The following is a 16,709-nucleotide window of genomic DNA, read 5'->3' as shown; positions in this document are numbered from 1 at the left end:
AACCGGCGCCACCGTGCAATACAGCGTCGACAATGGCGGCCATTGGAACACCAGCTTCAGCGCCGTCGAAGGCACAAACAACGTGCAGGTTCGCCAGATCGACGTGGCAGGCAATACCTCGGCGGCGACGTCGTTCGGCTTCACGCTCGATACGTCGGCTGCCGCACCCGGTGTCGCGCTGACCACCGACTCCGGCAGCAGCGCCTCCGACCACGTCACCAACGTCGGCACGCTGAACCTCACCGGCATCGAAACCGGCGCCACCGTGCAGTACAGCGTCGACAATGGCGCCCATTGGAACACCAGCTTCAGCGCGATCGAAGGCACGAACAACGTCCAGGTCCGCCAGATCGACCTGGCAGGCAACATCTCGAACGCGACCAGCTTCAATTTCACGCTCGACACCACCGCCCCGTCCACGCTGTCGTGGCAATACAGCGGGAACACGCTCACAGCCACCACCGACACATCGAACGTCTGGAAAGTGACGGTCCACGACAACACCACCAACGCCGACTACAGCGCAACGCAGCAAAACGCCGGCACCTGGACCTTCACGCAACAGAGCCTCAACCTCAACAAGGACTCCCTCACCGTGACCGAGTGGGACACGGCAGGCAACACGCGATCCTCGACGCACGCGGCGCCCGCCGGCGTCGCCGTATCCGAGATCAATCTGGCGCTGGCCGATCCGTCGGGCCATGCGTCCGACCTCGCGGTGACGATCGCCGGCATCCCGTCCGGCTGGACGCTGAACGCCGGCACCGACCTCGGCAACGGCGCATGGCTCGTCCCGACGAACGATCTCGGCGCACTCTCCGTCACGCCGCCCGCTTCCTTCACGGGCGCCACGGTGCTCACCGTGACCGAAACCTGGACCGCCGCGGACGGCAGCCACCAGGCCGTCACGGTCGCCGACAACGTCGAAGCGTTCGCGGCCAACGCGCCGATCTTCGCGTGGTCGGGCGACGATCAGCTCACGGGATCCGCCGGCCACGACCTGTTCGTGTTCGCGCAGCCGATCGGCAACGACACGCTGCACAATCTCGACCTCGCCGCCGACAAGATCGACCTCGTCGGCTTCACCGGCATCACGAGCTTCAGCGACGTCCAGGCGCACATGACGGACGACGCCAACGGCAACGCGGTGATTGCACTGGGCGACGGCGCGACCATCACGGTGGCGGGCGTTCACGCCACCGACCTCACCAGCGACAATTTCGTGTTCGACCAGGAGGCGGTCACGACCAACGCCGGCGTCATGACGGTCAACGACGGCGCGATGCTTCCCGTCGGCGGCACGATCGACAACACGGGCACGATCGCGCTCGGATCGACGGGCGACCTGACCCGGTTCGAGGTGCTCGTCAAGAGCGCGACGCTGGAAGGCGGCGGACACGTGACGCTGTCGGACGACAGCCACAACGTCATCTTCGGCAGCACGCCGGACGCGACGCTCGTCAACGTCGACAACACGATCGCCGGGGCCGGCCAGCTCGGCGCCGGCCAGCTGACGCTCGTCAACGAAGGGACGATCGTCGCCAGCGGCGCCAACGCGCTCGTGATCGACACGGGCGCCCACGCCGTCGTCAATACGGGCACGCTCGAGGCAACGGGCAGCGGCGGCCTCGTGATCGACAGCGCCGTGGCGAACACGGGCAACCTGTGGGCCAACAACGGCAACCTGACGATCCACGGCGACGTGACGGGCGCCGGCAGCGCGACGATCAGCGGCGCCGCGACCCTGGAGTTCGGCGGCGCGTCCGCGGAAAACACGACGTTCGCCGACGGCGCCGCCGGCACGCTCAAGCTGGACCAGTCCGCCGGCTTCACCGGCACGGTCAGCGGCTTCGGCGCGGCCGATACGCTCGATCTCGCGGATGTCCTGTTCAACGACCACACGACGCTCAGCTTCACGGCCAACGACACCGGAACGGGCGGCACGCTGACCGTCAGCGACGGCGCCCACACGGCGCAGGTTGCGCTGCAGGGCAACCTGTCGGCCGGCGGCTTCCAGCTTTCGCACGATCAAGGCAGCGGCACCGTCGTCACTTACACCCCGCCGCCGCTGCCCCACGTCCAGGAGGTCTAGCCGGCCGGAACGCCCCGCGAGCGACGCGTGCACGCGCGATCGAATGCAGCACGCCGTCGCTCGCGGCGGCAGGTCCGACGCATCCTGCGCAGCGCACCGACGCGAATATCTTCACGGGAAATCCGTCGAATGGACTAAGCTGCCAGAAGGCGCAACGTGATTCCGGCGAGCTGCGCCGGCCGCATGATTCCGAGCATCGCGAAATATCCGATCGTGCCTGAGCCGTGCTGCTTGCTGGCAGCCGTCAGGCGACAGGCGACAGGAAACCGAGTCGATGAACCGAAACTGCCCGCTGCTAGCCGTGCTCGCACTCGCGTCGGCGCTTGCCGCCGCCTCGTCGCTCGCCGCCGCGCAAAGTCTCCAGGAAGCAGTCGAGCAAGCGATCAGAACCAACCCCGAAGTCCGCGCCACCACGTATAACCGCGAAGCGGCCGATCAGGGCCTGAAGCAGGCGCGGGCCGGCTACTGGCCGCGCGTGGACGTCGACGCGTCGATCGGCAAGGAGCAGCGCGACGATGTGGAGACCCGCCTGCTCGGCCTGAACCGGACCACGTTCACGCATCGCAACGCCAACGTGACGTTGTCGCAGATGCTGTTCGACGGCTTCGCGGTCAGGAGCGAAGTGGCGCGTCAGCAGGCGCGCATCGACTCGTCCGCCAATCGCGTCGCCTCCACGTCCGAGGACGTGGCGCTGCGCGTGGTGGGCGCCTATCTCGAGGTGCTGCGCCGCCGGGAGACGACGGCCGCCGCCGAGGACAACCTCGAATCCCATCGCCGGATCCACGACCAGATCAAGCTGCGCAGCGACCGCGGCGTCGGGCGCCGCGCCGACCTTTACCAGGCGGAAAGCCGGCTGGCGCTGGCCCAGGACAACTTGCGCACCGAGCAAAGCAGCCTGAAGGATGCCGAAGTGGCTTACGCCCGTCTCGTAGGCTCGGCGCCGGATGCGCTCGTCAAGCCGGTGGCGCCGGAAGGCGCGCTGCCGCCGACCGAACGCCTCGCGCTGGACGCGGCGCTGGCGAACCACCCGTCGCTCGCCGGCGCCGAGGCGGACGTGGCCCAGGCACGCGCGCGGTACGACGGCGCCAAGGCCGCGCTGTGGCCGCGCCTCGACCTGGAGCTCAGCGCGAGCCACGACCGCGACGGCGTGCTCGGCCCGACCAACGACCGCCGCGTGATGCTGCGTCTTCGCTACAACCTGTTCCAAGGGGGCGCCGACAAGGCGCGCATCGGCGAAGCGCACGCGCAGATCCGCGAAGCGGAAGAGGAACGCAACCGCACGCGCCTCGAGATCCAGGAAAGCGTTTCGCATGCGTACAACGCGTACCTCACCGCGCGCGACCGGATGGTCGTGCTCAAGCAGTACGTCGATTCCAGTGCGGCGACGCGCGAAGCGTACATGCTGCAGTTCGGCATCGGGCAGCGCTCGCTGCTCGATCTGCTCAATGCCGAGAACGAGTATTACAGCGCACGCATCGATTACATCGGCGGCCAGTATGCGGAAGCCGCGAGCGCCTACCGGGTGTTCGCCGGCATGGGACAGTTGCTCGACACGCTGCACGTCGGGCGGCCGGCCGAGGCGTGGGGAGCCGGCAGCGCGCGGCCGGCGGTCGCCTTCAATCGCGGCGGCCAGGACACCGGGAAATGACACTCGCCCGGGCGGCGCGGCTGACCGGACCCGGCGCGCTCATCGGATGAAGGCCTCGGGCATTCGGCCCGCGCGCGCCGCCCGTCACAGCATGCTGCGCGGCCGCACCATCGTGCCGTCGACGAAACGCCGCGCGCGGAACGCCGCGAGGTCGAGCGACGGCGCGCCGGTGTCGACCCATTCGGCGAGCAGCCGGCCGACGATCGGCCCCATCGCGAAGCCGTGACCGCAGAAGCCGGTCGCGATCGCGAGCCCGGCGGGCGTGCCGGGCGCGTCGATCACCGGAATGCCGTCGGGCAGCACGTCGATCAGGCCGGCCCACGCCTCGACGACCTGCGCATCCTTCAGCGCCGGAAAGATCGCCTTCAGCTTCGCGAGCGCGCGCAGCGCGTGCGCGCGGTTCGGCTGCGGCTGCGGATCGCGCGGCTCGATCGGCCCCGGCCCGCCGCCGATGCGCGCGACCAGATCGCGCCATGCCGCACCATTCAGGTGCAGCCGGAATTTCTCGCGCTGCGACCAGAATTCCGGCCAGAACACGCTCAGCCCGCGCAGGTGGCCGAGCGTCAGGTCGACGTCCACCTGCATGTCGTCGGCCAGATTGATCGCGCCGTTGCGGCGCTGGCGGATGCCGAGGCCGTGCCCCCAGATCGTCGACGCGGACACGGGCGGCAGCACGTTGGTGCGCATGCAGGTGCCGCGCACGGCCTGCTGCGGCAGCCGGATCCCGAGCGCGTCGAGCAGCCGGAAGCTCGCCGCGCCGGCCGCGCAGATCACGCGCGACGTGCGGATCGCGCCGCGCTCGGTCATGACGCCGACGACCGCGCCGCCGGCCGTCTCGATCGCCGTCACGCCGCAGCCCTCGAAGAACCGCGCGCCGGCTTCGCGCGCACGCGCGGCGAACGCGGCGGCCACGCGCCGCGGCTCGGCCTGGCCGTCGCTCGCGGTGTAGAGGCCGCCGAGCGCGGGCGCGGCGAGGCCGTTCACGTGCTCGCCGATCTGCGCGGGCGTCAGCGTGCGCGTGTCGAGCCCGTGGTCGTGTGCGACATTCAGCCACGCCTGGAACGACGCCCAGTCCGCTTCGTTGTCCGCAATATAGAGACAGCCGCCCTGACGCCATTCGAGATCGAAACCGAGGGCGGCCTCTAATCCTTCCCAGATCCGCATGCCGGCCATCATCAGCGGCACCTCGGCCGCCTCGCGCCCCTGCTGGCGCACGAAGCCCCACGCGCGCGTGGACTGCTGCCCGGCGAGCCGGGACTTGTCGAGCACGACGGCCTTCAGGCCGCGCAAACCCAGGTAGTACGCGGCTGCGCAGCCCATGATGCCGGCGCCGGCGATCACCACGTCGGCCTCGGCCGGAAAGGCCGCGTCGGCATGCGTAAGCGTGTCGTGAAGCGGGTACGTTGTCGTCATTATTTCTTGTTGGTGAGTAATGCGCGAAACTCGGGATCGCGCCCCGTAACGTTGCGAAACACCTTTCACACAATCGCACCTATCGCAACGAGGAACCGATGCCATTTTGCGGTAAAGTTATCTTTTCCGCGCGTGGCCGGTCGGCTCGCCACCGGACATCGCAACCGATTGTCCGCCGAGTTCCGCCGCAAGGCGTCGTCCTGAACGTCATTCGACCCGATCCGTTCCCGTAGCATGACCACTGAAGCAATCACCACGGATTCCCTCGCGGTTGCCGAGCGCGTGCGCGAGCTGATGACTCGCAACGGCATCGGCAAGCGGCAGCAGACCACCGAGCTGTGCCGTATCCTCGACCTCAGCTTTTCCCAGGGCCACCGCAAGCTGCGCGGCAGCAGCCCGTGGACCCTCTCGCAGATCAAGAAGGTTGCCGAAGCGTACGGCGAGCCCGCCGCGCAGCTGTTCGGCGCGCAGACGCTCGACCCCGGCATGGTCGGCGCGTATTCGCAGGAAGCCGTGCTGTACGCGGGGGTCGCCGAGATCCCGTGCACCGCCTGGATCGGCGCGCCGCTCGAGGCAGGCGCGCGCCCCGAGTTCGTCGCGTACGAGCAGAACGGCCGCTGGCGCGTGCTGCGCCATAGCGGCGTGCTCTACCAGAACGCGTACGACGTGCACAAGATCGAGATCTACCCGCGCCGCGCGGAGAACGACAAGCTGCTCGTCGCCGTGATCGACCCCGATCGCGTCAGCGCGACCGAGCTGTGCCGCTATCTCGAACGGCAGGGTTTTGCGACGGCCGCATTCGACGGCCTCGCCGCCTTCGTCGACGCGCTGCAGGGCCAGGCGTTCGACGCCGTCGTCACCGAATGGCTGTTCGACGACTGCACGGCCGCCACCGCGATCAAGGCGGTGCGCACGTCCGACAACCCGGGCGCGCCGATCTTCGTGCTGACCGGCGACCTGCTCACCGGCCGCGCGAGCGAGGCCGACATCAGCGAAGCGATCCGCGCGTTCGACGCGGTCTGCTACGAAAAGCCCGCACGCATGGCGATCCTCAGCGCGGATCTCGCGAAACGGCTCACGCGCGGCTGAGCGCCGCGCGCCGCCACGCCTCCACCGCCGGCCCGACTGCCGGCGCGCACGCCACGGCCGCGCACGGGTTCCTCAGTACAATAGCCGCACCCGTTCACGCCCGCCGGCATCCGCCGCGCCCGACGCCATGGCCCGCCTCATCCCCGACGACTGGAAAAGCCTCGCCGCCACCGGTGCGGCCGAACGCGAGCGCGAGACGCTCGCCGCCCTCGAACACGCGCTGCCGGACGACTACACCGTGTACCACGGCGTGCACTGGACCCGCGCCGAGCAGGGCTTCTCGGTGTTCGGCGAAGCGGCGTTCGTGGTCGTCAGCCCGGCCGGGCGCATCCTGCTGATCGAGCAGAAGGCCGGCTTCCTGCGCGAGACGCCGAAGGGGCTCGTCAAGGTCTACCTGCAGACCGAGCGCAACGTGCCGATCCAGCTCGCGCGCACCCAGGAAACGCTGCACCGCCGCCTGACGGCCGCGCTCGGTGCGGGCGTCTACGGCGTGGATGCGCTGCTCTACTGCCCCGACTACGCGGTCCGCCAGGCCGCGATCGCGGGCGTGCCCGCCGAGCGCATCGTCGACGCGGCGCGCAAGGCGCAGCTCGCGCAGGTGATCCTGCAACTGCTGCCCGCCGACGAGCCGCGCTTTGCAAACGCGCCGAAGATTCACCATTTCCTCGCCGACGAACTGGCGCTCGCCCCCGATACGAGCGCGCTCGTCGGGCAGGCCGGCACGCTCGTCACGCGGCTGTCCGGCGGCCTCGCCGCGTGGGCGCGCCAGCTCGAGTTCACGCCGTTCCGGCTGCGCGTGACGGGCACCGCGGGCTCGGGCAAGACGCAGCTCGCGGTGCAGGCGATGCGCGACGCTGTCGCCGCGGGCCGGCGCGTGCTCTACGTGTGTTTCAACCGGCCGCTTGCCGACTACATCGCGCGCATCGCGCCGCCCGGCGCGAAGATCGCGAACTACCACCAGCTGTGCGACTGGGTCGTGCGCGACAGCGGCCATACGCCCGATTTCCAGGCGCCCGACGCGTTCGAGCGGCTCGCGGCGCGCTTCGCCGACACGCCGGTGCCCGAGCGCTGGCGCTTCGACGTGCTGATCGTCGACGAGGGGCAGGATTTTCATCCGTCGTGGGCGGTGGCGCTGGAGCGGCTGCTTGCGCCGGACGGCGCGTGGTGGTGGCTCGAGGATCCGTTGCAGAACCTCTACATGCGCGAGCCGGTCGCGCTGCCGGGCTGGGTCACGCTGAAGGCGCTCACGAACTACCGCAGCCCGCGCGACCTGCTCGACTTCGTGCGCGACGTGGTCGGCCGCGTGGAGCCGCTCGCCGCCGAGCTGCGCTCGGGCAGCCCGTTCGACGGCTCGGATCTCGCGGTGTCCGCGTACGGCGATGCCGACACGCCGCCCGCCGCACTCGCCGACGCCTGCATCGACGCGACCAAGCGCGCGATCACGCACGCGCTGTCGCTCGGGTTCCGCAAGCAGGACATCGCGGTGCTGTCGTATCGCGGCCGCGAAAGCTCGGCGCTCGCGGCGCTCGACCAGCTCGGGCCGCACCGGGTCAAGCGCTTCACCGGCAAGTACGACCTGTTCGGCAACCCGGAATACGTCGACGGCGACGTGCTGCTCGATTCGATCTACCGCTTCAAGGGCCAGTCGGCGCCGTGCGTGATTCTCACCGAGATCGACTTCGACACGCTCGACGCGCGCGCGGCCCGCAAGCTGTTCGTCGGCGCGACCCGCGCGACGATGAAGCTGCTGCTCGTCGCGTCGTCGCGCGCGGCCGGGCAGCTCACGGCGGCGTAACCCGAACGTCCATCCGCCCGGGCCGCCGCCATCCGCCCGGGCCGGTTCCCGCCTGCCCGCGTCAGGCGACGCGGAACGCGCCCACCGCGCGGCGCAGCACGTCGGCCTGCTCCTCGAGCGACGCGGCGGCTGCCGCGGCTTCCTCGACGAGCGCCGCGTTCTGCTGCGACACCTGATCCATCTGCGACACCGCGCGGTTCACTTGCTCGATGCCGTCGCGCTGCTCGTTCGACGCCGCCGCGATCTCGGTCATGATGCTCGTCACGCGCGCGATCGCCTGCTGGATGTCCTGCATCGTCGAGCCGGCCACGCCGACGAGCCGCGAGCCGTTCGCGACGCGCTCGACCGATTCGCCGATCAGCGTGCGGATTTCCTTCGCCGCGGACGCCGAGCGCTGCGCGAGCGTGCGCACCTCGCCCGCGACCACCGCGAAGCCGCGGCCCTGCTCGCCCGCGCGCGCCGCTTCGACGGCCGCGTTCAGCGCGAGGATGTTGGTCTGGAACGCGATGCCCTCGATCGTGCCGATGATGTCGGCGACCTTCTGCGAGCTTTGGTCGATCTCGTTCATCGTGTCGACGACCTCGCCGACCACCGCCGCGCCCTTCGACGCAATGTCGGACGCGCTATCCGCACAGGCCTGCGCCTGGGCCGCGTTGTCGGCGTTCTGCTTCACCGTCGCCGTCAGCTGCTCCATGCTCGCGGCCGTCTGCTCGAGCGCGGCTGCCTGCTCCTCGGTGCGCTGCGACAGGTCGGTGTTGCCCGCGGCGATCTGGTGCGTCGCGGTGACGATCGCCTCGGAACCCTGCGTGACCTGGCGCACCGTGTCGACCAGGCTGCGCTGCATGCCCGTCACGCCCTTCACCAGTTCGGCCATCTCGTCCTGCGACGACCAGCGGACTTCCGACGTGAGGTCGCCGCCCGACAGGCGGCGGAAATGCCCGAGCAGCCGCTCGACCGGCTGCGAGATCGCGAAATGCAGGCCGATCGCGCAGCCGAGGCACGCGGCGAGGCCGAACGCGATGCCGGCGACCGCGCCGGCGCGCAGCCAGTTGTAATAGGTCTGCGCGGTGTCGAACACTTCCTTGCCGCGTGCGGCCTGGAAATCGTCGAGCGCATTGGTGGCCTGCGTGAGCGCGACCGACAGCGGCGGCGCGACCGTCATCAGCAGCCGGTCGGCCTCGTCGCGGCGGCCGCTGCGGATCGCGTCGGCCATCGGCTTGAGCGCCTGCCCGACCAGCGCCTGGCGCGCGGCGTCCATGCGGCTCGCGAGCGCGGTCTCGTCGCCGTCGTGCGGCATCGCCGCGTACGTGCGCCACTCGGCGTCCGCCTTCGACAGGTAGCCTTCCGCCTTGCTCACGAGATCCGGCACGTCCGGCGCCTCGGGGTGCAGCATCGCGCGGTCGAGCGTCGTGCGCACGAACGTCAGGTTCAGGGTCGCCGCGGCGAGCGCGTTCTTCGCCGCCAGCTGCCGCGAATAGGCCTCCTCGAGCGCGCGGTTCGAGCTCTGCATGCCGGCGAGGCCGATCAGCCCCGAGACGACGAGCAGGCCCGCGACCAGGCCGAGCGTGGAGAAGATCCGCGTCCGGATCGAGAAACGGGAAAACAGGGCATTCAGGTTCATGACGGAACGTGGGCGGTATGAAAAAGCCGCGGCAAACGGCGCGCGGCACGCTGTATTACGGTTTGCCTGCAAAAAACTTGAGCCTGTCCCTGCTTTTTTGCGTGATCCACGTCAATTTCCGCGTACATCAACCTCCTGTTACGCCTGCAACAATTCGAGCATCGGCAGAAATTGACCAGGCAACTTCAAGCCTCTATATTTCCGGGCAATTAACTGCCTAAGCAGGCATCTTCCATGCAAACCGAAACCGTTTCGCGCCCGCCGGCCGTCGACGCAGCCCGCCGCGACGCCCCCGTCGGCCTGATCGTCGCCGCGCTGCTGCTCGTGATGCTGCTGTCCGCGCTCGACCAGACCATCGTGTCCACCGCGCTGCCGACGATCGTCGGCGAGCTCGGCGGGCTCGACCGGCTGTCTTGGGTCGTCACCGCGTATCTGCTGTCGTCCACCGTCGTACTGCCGCTGTACGGCAAGCTCGGCGACCTGTACGGCCGCAAGATCGTGCTGCAGGCGGCGATCGTGCTGTTCCTCGCGGGCTCGGCGCTGTGCGGCGTCGCGCAGGACATGACGCAGCTGATCCTGCTGCGCGCGGTGCAGGGGCTCGGCGGCGGCGGCCTGATGGTCGTCACGATGGCCGCGATCGGCGACCTGATCCCGCCCGACGCGCGCGGCCGCTACCAGGGGATGTTCGGCGGCGTGTACGGGCTCGCGACGATCGTCGGGCCGCTGCTCGGCGGCTTCCTGGTCGAGCACCTGTCGTGGCGCTGGATCTTCACCATCAACCTGCCGCTCGGCGCGGTCGCGCTCGTGGTGATCGGCATCGCGTTCAAGCCGCACACCGCGCATGTGAAGCACCGGATCGACTACATGGGCGCCGCGTTCCTCGCGACCGCCCTCACCTGCATCGTCCTGTTTACGAGCGAAGGCGGCTCGCTGCTGCCGTGGTCGTCGCCGCAGTTGTGGATGATGCTCGCGCTCGGCGTCGTGGCGGTCGGCGGCTTCGTGTACGAGGAGCGGCTCGCCGCCGAACCGATCATGCCGCTCGCGCTGTTCCGCCACCGCTCCTTCGTGCTGTGCAGCCTGATCGGCTTCGTCGTCGGCATCGCGCTGTTCGGCTCCGTCACGTTCATTCCGCTGTACCTGCAGGTCGTGAAGGGCTCGACGCCGTCGCAGGCCGGCATGCAGCTGCTGCCGATGATGGGCGGGATGCTCGCGATGTCGGTCGTGAGCGGCCGCCTGATCTCGAGGTTCGGCAAGTACCGCGTGTTCCCGATCGCGGGCACGCTGGCCGGCGGCATCGCGATGGCGCTGCTGGCGACGCTGACGCTCGACACGCCGCTGCACACGATGTACGGCTACATGGCGCTGCTCGGCATCGGGCTCGGCATGGTGATGCCGGTGCTCACGCTCGCGGTGCAGAACACGGTCGCGTTCCGCCACATGGGCGTCGCGACGTCCGGCGTCACGCTGTTCCGCTCGATCGGCGGCTCGCTCGGCGTCGCGGCGTTCGGCGCGCTGTTCTCGAACGGCCTGCAGTCGCGGCTCGTGCAGGCGCTGCCGGCGGGCAACGAGCTGCCGCGCGCACTCAGCCCGGCCGCCGTGCACCAGTTGCCGGACGCGGTGCGGCATGCGTACCTGGATGCGTTTGCGGGGTCGCTGCACGTCGTGTATCTGGCGGCGGCGAGCACGATCGCGATCGCGTTCGTGCTCGCGTGGTTCGTCGAGGACGCGCCGCTGCGCAAGGGCGGCTGAACGTGCTTGGCTCGGCTCCAGGGACAGCAACGGGCCTCGCGCCCGGTCTGCAGCGCTGGTCCAGGTGCAGGTCGGCAATGCGTTGAATGCCGGCACTCGAGCGCTTGGATCGGGTAGTCGATTTAAAGCATTAACCCGACCAAAATTGACGGTGCGATCTGGCGTACCTGCGGCGCGGGACGAGATTTCAGATTTCGCCCACACGGCAAATTGCGTCAATACCTCGCAAACAAAGAACACAAGAGCAGTTCGGCCCCATATCCGACCGTGATCGGCGGTTTGTTCAATCACACGACACGCGCCCCAGCTACCGGGGGTCGTTCCGTTCAACACGGAAGCGTGGCCGAGACGATGCGAGCGACGGCACCGAAATCGCGTCGATCGTGCAGGTGCGGAAATCTGATTTTTTGCTTGACCAATGGATCGCGCACGATCCGCATCGGCACTCAATTAATCGAAATAATTACACCTCAAATGTAAATTATTACAGCAACACTCGATTATTGATGACAATAAAATTACCTGGTTTTATTAATTGACGATACATAACAAATCCCGCCTTGCATCCCGATAACCTCCATATAAAATCAAGCCACCTAGCCGATTCACAGCGAATCCATAGGTAGCCCAATTATCAAGGCCGATCATTCCCATTCTTTAATTGGGTTTTTACTAATCCATATAGAAATAGAGGTGGAATCATGGCAACTGGAGTCAGTGTTCAGAACTTGTCGCCGATCACGTTGACTGCATCGATCAGTCGCTGGACCGATGGCGACCCGGGTCGCTTCCAGGTTGCACCGGGGCAGATCGAAAATTGGCCGTCGCGCACCGATCCGCGTGGATATATCGTGTATTTGGAACAAGACGGGGGTTTGCCGTTTTACGCGCCCACCGGCGCCACCGTCACGTTCTACTCGATGACCAAGGTCACCGTCGATGGTCAGCCCGTTGAACCTCTCTCCGATGCGATTGCTGTGGCCGAGGCCCTGGCCAGGTAACTCACGAAAGCGCCGCGCCAATCGTCTTGCTCACTCACGGTGAAGGGTCGGGCACTGCCGTCAAGATTGTCCGGCTGTTCGCGAAGCGACTTGGCGCAACGGACCGAGTAGCGGGTTTCAACCGGGAGGGGGAACGCAGGAACCTGCCCCCTCCCCATTCCTGCAAAAATACGGCCGTTTCCTTTTACCAAGTGCCGATCCGCACGCTCGATGCTCGATAGGTGACGCCGACTCATGAGCGAGCGCGGTCAGCGTGTAGCGTCTGGTGCGCCATTGGCGAATGCCGCGCCGCTCACGGCACCAGCACCACCGCCCCCGTCGTCGCACGCGCTTCCAGCATCCGGTGCGCATCGGCCGCCCGATCCAGCGGCAGCCGCGCGCCGATCTCGACGTGCATCCCGCCCGCCAGCTGCTCGAGGGTCACGCGCGCGGCTTCCCGGTAGCCGTCGACGTCGCGCGCGATGAACCCGAGCACGCTCGGCCGGGCCAGCGCGATCGAGCGCGCCGGCCCGAGCTCGTCGAGATCGATCGTCTGCCGCGCGCCGACCGCGGCCACCTGCCCGATGCTCGCCACCATGCCGAACGGCTTGACCGCGCCGAGCGTGCGGGTCAGCACATCGCCGCCGATCCCGTCGATCGCGTAATCGACGCCCGCGCCGCCGCCGAACGCGCGCGCCGCCGCGACAAAATCTTCCTCGCGATACGTGACTACCGCCTCCGCGCCATGCGCCCGGACGAGCGCGCCCTTCGCCGCCGATCCGACCGTGCCGATCACCCGCGCGCCGAGCGCGCGCGCCCATTGCGTGGCCAGCAACCCGACGCCGCCGGCCGCCGCGTGCACGAGCACCGTGTCGCCCGGGCGGACCTGCCGGACCCGATGCAGCAGCATGTAGACCGTGATCCCTTTCAGCAGCCCGGCAGCGGCCGCATCGTCGCTCAGCCCGTCGGGCACCGGCAGCACGCGCGCGGCCGGCAGCGTGCGCAGGGTCGCGTAGCTGCCGGTCGGCAGCCCGGCGTACGCGACGCGCTGGCCCGGCACGAGATCCGTCACGCCGGGCCCGACCGCGTCGATCACGCCGGCCGCCTCGACGCCGAGCGCGTCCGGCAGCGCGGGCAGCGGATGCGCACCGGTCCGGAAATAGATGTCGACGAAGTTCACGCCGACGGCCGTCTGGCGAATCCGCACCTCGCCAACGCCGGGCGGCGCGACGGGCGCATCCACGCGGCGCAGCACGCCGGCATCGCCGTATTGATCGATCCCGATCCGGATGGCGGTGGCAGTTTGGGTCATGACGGTCCTCGCAGTCGAATGAAGTGACACGATGATCCCATCGTGCATAATCGATCGGAATTCACGATTTCCGCCCACTGACTGTGCAAAATTCGACAGATGATGGCGTCACGCCGGCGCCCGCGATGAGCTGGGACGACATCCGCTACTTCCTCGCGGTGATGCGCGGCGGCAGCCTGTCGGCCGCCGCGCGCGCGCTGCGGGTCCAGCATTCGACGGTCGCGCGGCGCATCGATGCGCTGGAGGACGCGCTCGGCATCCGGCTGTTCGACCGCCTGCCGCGCGGCTGGCCGCCGACCGACGAGGGCCTGCGGCTCGCCGACCATGCCGCGCACATCGAAGCAGGCACGCAGGCGTTCGCGCGCGCCGCGCAAGGCGCGGCCGATCTCGACGGCGTCGTGCGCGTGTCGGCCTCGCCGGTGTTCGCGAGCCACTTCCTCGCGCCGCGCCTGGCGCGCGCGCTGCGCGCATGGCCGCGGCTGCGGATCGACCTGCTCGGCGAGATGCACGCGGCCAACCTGTATGCGCGCGAAGCCGATCTCGCGGTGCGCCTGTCGCGGCCAAGCGAGCCGGGGCTCGCCGCGCGCCGGCTCGGCACGATGCGCTTCGTGCTGTGCGCGACGCCCGAATGGGCAGCCGCGCCGCCCGACGCATGGCAGTTCCTCGGCTACGACGACGCGCTCGCGCAAACCCCGCAGCAGCAATGGCTCGCCCGCTTCGCGGCCGGGCGCCGCTTCGCGTTCGTCGCGAACGATCTGGCCGCGCTGCATCGCGCGTGCGCGGCCGGCGCAGGCGTCGCGCTGCTGCCGCGGTTTCTCGTGGATGATCCGGCGATCGATTCCGTGACGGCGGCGCTTCACCCGCCGGAGGAGTGTGAATCCGGGCGACCGCCCGTCGCCGATGCCGCCCGCGCCTTCGCCACCACAGACGCAGCCGCGCCTACCCGCACCGGGCCCGCATCCATGCCGCTCGTCGAACTGACCTCCGCGCCGCGCTGCGACATCGAGCGCGAGATCTGGCTCGTCGTGCACCCCGACGTGCGCCGGTCGCCGCGCGTGCAGCGCGTCGCGGACGCGATCGCCGATGCGGTGCGCGCGGCGGACGGGCGGCTCTGACGCCCCGGCCCCATCGGAACCGCTGCGGCAGCCCGCCCATGATCCCCGGCTGGTTCCGCCCCATGTCGACCGTCCCTCCGGCGGCGACCGCCGTGGCGGCCGTCGCGCTACGCCACATCCAGCCGGCCGACGTATGGACGCGCATCCGCTTGGACAGAAGATGGTCGGCACGCCCGCCCAGCAGGGCCGCGTTCGCGTCAGCGCTGCAGACGGCGCGTGCCTTGCGCGGCGAACGATGCCGCATTGCCGCGCGCGAACGGCCGCCGGCCTCGCACGGGCGCCCCGCCGATGCACCGCTCACGACGGTTGCGCATGCGACGCCTGCCGCCCGCCGGCCGCAGCCGCGGCCGGGAGACCGTGATGCGACGCCGAGCGCCGATGGTCGATCAGGCCGACCGCGACAGCCGCCGCCAGCGCGGGCAACCCGATCGCCATGAAGTTCTGTTCCAGCGGCAGCTCGATGCCTACCAGCGCGCCGATGACGATCGGCGCCAGGATCGCGCCGGCGCGGCCGACGCCCAGCGTCCAGCCGATGCCGGTCGAGCGGATCGCCATCGGATAGAACTGCCCTGCATACGCGCAATTGACGATCTGCGTGCCGATGGTCGTCGCGCCCGCAAGCCCGACCAGCACGAACAGCAGCGCGGTCGGCACCTTGTAGCCGAGCAGCGTGATCGACGCCGCGGCGAGCAGATACATCGACACGAGCACCGTCTTGATCGGAAAGCGATCGGCCAGCCAGCCGCCGCCGATCGCACCGACCATCGCGCCGGCGTTCAGCACCAGCACGAACGTCAACGCGGAGCCGAGGCTGTAGCCCGCGCCCGCCATCAGCCGGGTCAGCCACGAGCTGAGCGCATACACCATGAACAGGCACATGAAGCAGGCGATCCAGAACATGACCGTGCTGAATCCGCGACCGTCGTCGAACAGCTGGCGAACCGGCGCGTTGCCCGCGTTGTCCTCGCGCGGCACGACATAGCAGTCGCCCGGTTGCGGCCGGTACGCCGGATCGAGCCGGCGCGCGATGCGCGCGAGTTCGTCCGTCCTGCCGCGCCGGATCAGGAACGGCAGCGATTCCGGCATCCATTTCACGAGCAGCGGCACGAGCAGCACCGGCGCGCCCGCGGCGACGAACACGGACTGCCATCCGTACGCCTCGATCATCCCCTTGCCCATCACGGCCGCCAGCATGCCGCCGACCGAATAGCCGCTGAACATGAGCGTCACCAGCGTGCTGCGCACGCGCCGCGGCGCGTATTCGGTCATCTGGGCGATCACGTTCGGCATCACGCCGCCGATGCCGATGCCCGCCAGGAAGCGGGCGGCGCCGAACAGTGCGGGCGTGGGCGCCAGCCCGGCCGCCGCGGTAAACACGCTGAACAGCGTCAGGCAGGCCGCGATGGCCCAACGGCGCCCGATCCGCTCGGCGACGGTCCCGAACACGATATTGCCGAACATCATGCCGAACAGCGCCGAGCTGACCATGAAGCCGGCCTGCGCGGGATTGACGCCCATCTCCTTCATGATCGCCGGCAGCGCGATGCCGGCCACCGCCAGGTCGTAGCCGTCGAACACGATGATCAGCGCGCACCAGAACAGCACGACGCCGTGCAGCGGGCCCAGCCGCGCGTTATCCGAGAGCGCCTGCAGGTCGATTTGACGCATGGAGCTTCCTTCCTTTTCCAGTGGGGATTCAGGACCGGCGACAACCGTCGCATCGCGCGCGCTCGAACCAGCACGACCGCTCAGCCGGTCTATTTAGTAGATGTACGAAATATCGTCGCGAAATGCGCCGCTTTCCGTCCAGATGCCGGCGCAGTGTAGGAAGCCACAATGATTCCCACTAGCCGGAATTTGCAGGCCGCGCACGATTTTGATCCGTTTTTTCTCGC

Annotated in this window: 12 protein-coding genes; 8 read left to right on the top strand and 4 right to left on the bottom strand. The window is 68.9% G+C overall.

Going from position 1 to position 16,709, the window contains the following annotated elements:
* Positions 1-2,092, top strand: a 2,092-nt coding sequence (locus HWY45_RS20555; protein ID WP_244110990.1) for a beta strand repeat-containing protein, incomplete at its 5' end; no start/stop codon positions are given.
* A 274-nt stretch (positions 2,093-2,366) separates the two neighbouring features.
* Positions 2,367-3,740 carry a TolC family outer membrane protein gene (locus HWY45_RS20550; RefSeq protein ID WP_059884170.1) on the top strand — a complete coding sequence of 458 codons (1,374 nt, stop codon included), beginning with the start codon at positions 2,367-2,369 and terminating at the stop codon, positions 3,738-3,740.
* A gap of 84 nt (positions 3,741-3,824) precedes the next feature.
* Here HWY45_RS20550 and HWY45_RS20545 read toward each other — a convergent pair whose 3' ends face one another.
* The gene (locus HWY45_RS20545; RefSeq protein WP_059884169.1) at positions 3,825-5,153 is read right to left on the bottom strand and encodes an NAD(P)/FAD-dependent oxidoreductase; all 1,329 of its coding nucleotides are present in this window, start codon (positions 5,151-5,153) and stop codon (positions 3,825-3,827) included.
* 234 nt (positions 5,154-5,387) lie between these two features.
* Between HWY45_RS20545 and HWY45_RS20540 the strand changes: the two genes are divergently transcribed.
* Together HWY45_RS20540 and HWY45_RS20535 are read left to right on the top strand one after the other, a co-directional pair.
* Positions 5,388-6,242, top strand: a complete 855-nt coding sequence (locus tag HWY45_RS20540; RefSeq protein ID WP_059884168.1) for a helix-turn-helix domain-containing protein — start codon at positions 5,388-5,390, stop codon at positions 6,240-6,242.
* 127 nt (positions 6,243-6,369) lie between these two features.
* Positions 6,370-8,037: an ATP-binding domain-containing protein gene (locus HWY45_RS20535; protein ID WP_059884167.1), complete on the top strand. Its 1,668-nt coding sequence runs from the start codon at positions 6,370-6,372 to the stop codon at positions 8,035-8,037.
* A 61-nt stretch (positions 8,038-8,098) separates the two neighbouring features.
* Here the strand turns inward: HWY45_RS20535 and HWY45_RS20530 are convergent, their stop codons facing one another.
* Positions 8,099-9,658 (bottom strand): methyl-accepting chemotaxis protein, encoded by a 1,560-nt coding sequence (locus HWY45_RS20530; RefSeq protein ID WP_059884166.1) that lies wholly within the window; start codon positions 9,656-9,658, stop codon positions 8,099-8,101.
* A 17-nt stretch (positions 9,659-9,675) separates the two neighbouring features.
* On the opposite strand from HWY45_RS20530, the gene HWY45_RS20525 reads away from it, so the two are divergent.
* From HWY45_RS20525 to HWY45_RS20515, 3 genes are all read left to right on the top strand, one after another.
* Entirely contained in the window at positions 9,676-9,879 is a 204-nt protein-coding gene (locus HWY45_RS20525; RefSeq protein ID WP_150998661.1) for a hypothetical protein, read from the top strand.
* A 13-nt stretch (positions 9,880-9,892) separates the two neighbouring features.
* A complete protein-coding gene (locus tag HWY45_RS20520; RefSeq protein WP_059884165.1) occupies positions 9,893-11,407 on the top strand; it encodes an MDR family MFS transporter in 1,515 nt (504 codons plus the stop codon).
* A 701-nt stretch (positions 11,408-12,108) separates the two neighbouring features.
* Positions 12,109-12,408: a hypothetical protein gene (locus tag HWY45_RS20515; protein ID WP_059805008.1), complete on the top strand. Its 300-nt coding sequence runs from the start codon at positions 12,109-12,111 to the stop codon at positions 12,406-12,408.
* Positions 12,409-12,700: 292 nt separating this feature from the next.
* On the opposite strand, the gene HWY45_RS20510 is transcribed toward HWY45_RS20515, so the two are convergent.
* Entirely contained in the window at positions 12,701-13,699 is a 999-nt protein-coding gene (locus HWY45_RS20510; protein WP_059884164.1) for a quinone oxidoreductase family protein, read from the bottom strand.
* 125 nt (positions 13,700-13,824) lie between these two features.
* Here HWY45_RS20510 and HWY45_RS20505 point away from each other — a divergent pair, with 125 nt between their 5' ends.
* Complete coding sequence (locus HWY45_RS20505) at positions 13,825-14,814, top strand: LysR family transcriptional regulator (RefSeq protein WP_059884163.1); 990 nt, start codon at positions 13,825-13,827, stop codon at positions 14,812-14,814.
* 297 nt (positions 14,815-15,111) lie between these two features.
* Here the strand turns inward: HWY45_RS20505 and HWY45_RS20500 are convergent, their stop codons facing one another.
* On the bottom strand, positions 15,112-16,482 hold the full coding sequence (locus HWY45_RS20500; protein ID WP_059884162.1) for an MFS transporter: 1,371 nt from the start codon (positions 16,480-16,482) through the stop codon (positions 15,112-15,114).
* Positions 16,483-16,709: the final 227 nt, after the last annotated feature.

The sequence above is a fragment of the Burkholderia stagnalis genome, from assembly GCF_902830275.1.
Taxonomy (GTDB): Bacteria; Pseudomonadota; Gammaproteobacteria; order Burkholderiales; family Burkholderiaceae; genus Burkholderia; species Burkholderia stagnalis.
Note: the sequence above shows the minus strand (reverse complement) of the source record. Positions and strands in the feature narration are given on the sequence as shown.

What these genes read in the sequence shown, in the direction of transcription:
- HWY45_RS20550 (WP_059884170.1), top strand. Translation starts at nt 2,367, where the DNA reads ATGAACCGAAACTGCCCGCTGCTAGCCGTGCTCGCACTCGCGTCGGCG.
- HWY45_RS20545 (WP_059884169.1), bottom strand. Translation starts at nt 5,153, where the DNA reads ATGACGACAACGTACCCGCTTCACGACACGCTTACGCATGCCGACGCG.
- HWY45_RS20540 (WP_059884168.1), top strand. Translation starts at nt 5,388, where the DNA reads ATGACCACTGAAGCAATCACCACGGATTCCCTCGCGGTTGCCGAGCGC.
- HWY45_RS20535 (WP_059884167.1), top strand. Translation starts at nt 6,370, where the DNA reads ATGGCCCGCCTCATCCCCGACGACTGGAAAAGCCTCGCCGCCACCGGT.
- HWY45_RS20530 (WP_059884166.1), bottom strand. Translation starts at nt 9,658, where the DNA reads ATGAACCTGAATGCCCTGTTTTCCCGTTTCTCGATCCGGACGCGGATC.
- HWY45_RS20525 (WP_150998661.1), top strand. Translation starts at nt 9,676, where the DNA reads ATGAAAAAGCCGCGGCAAACGGCGCGCGGCACGCTGTATTACGGTTTG.
- HWY45_RS20520 (WP_059884165.1), top strand. Translation starts at nt 9,893, where the DNA reads ATGCAAACCGAAACCGTTTCGCGCCCGCCGGCCGTCGACGCAGCCCGC.
- HWY45_RS20515 (WP_059805008.1), top strand. Translation starts at nt 12,109, where the DNA reads ATGGCAACTGGAGTCAGTGTTCAGAACTTGTCGCCGATCACGTTGACT.
- HWY45_RS20510 (WP_059884164.1), bottom strand. Translation starts at nt 13,699, where the DNA reads ATGACCCAAACTGCCACCGCCATCCGGATCGGGATCGATCAATACGGC.
- HWY45_RS20505 (WP_059884163.1), top strand. Translation starts at nt 13,825, where the DNA reads ATGAGCTGGGACGACATCCGCTACTTCCTCGCGGTGATGCGCGGCGGC.
- HWY45_RS20500 (WP_059884162.1), bottom strand. Translation starts at nt 16,482, where the DNA reads ATGCGTCAAATCGACCTGCAGGCGCTCTCGGATAACGCGCGGCTGGGC.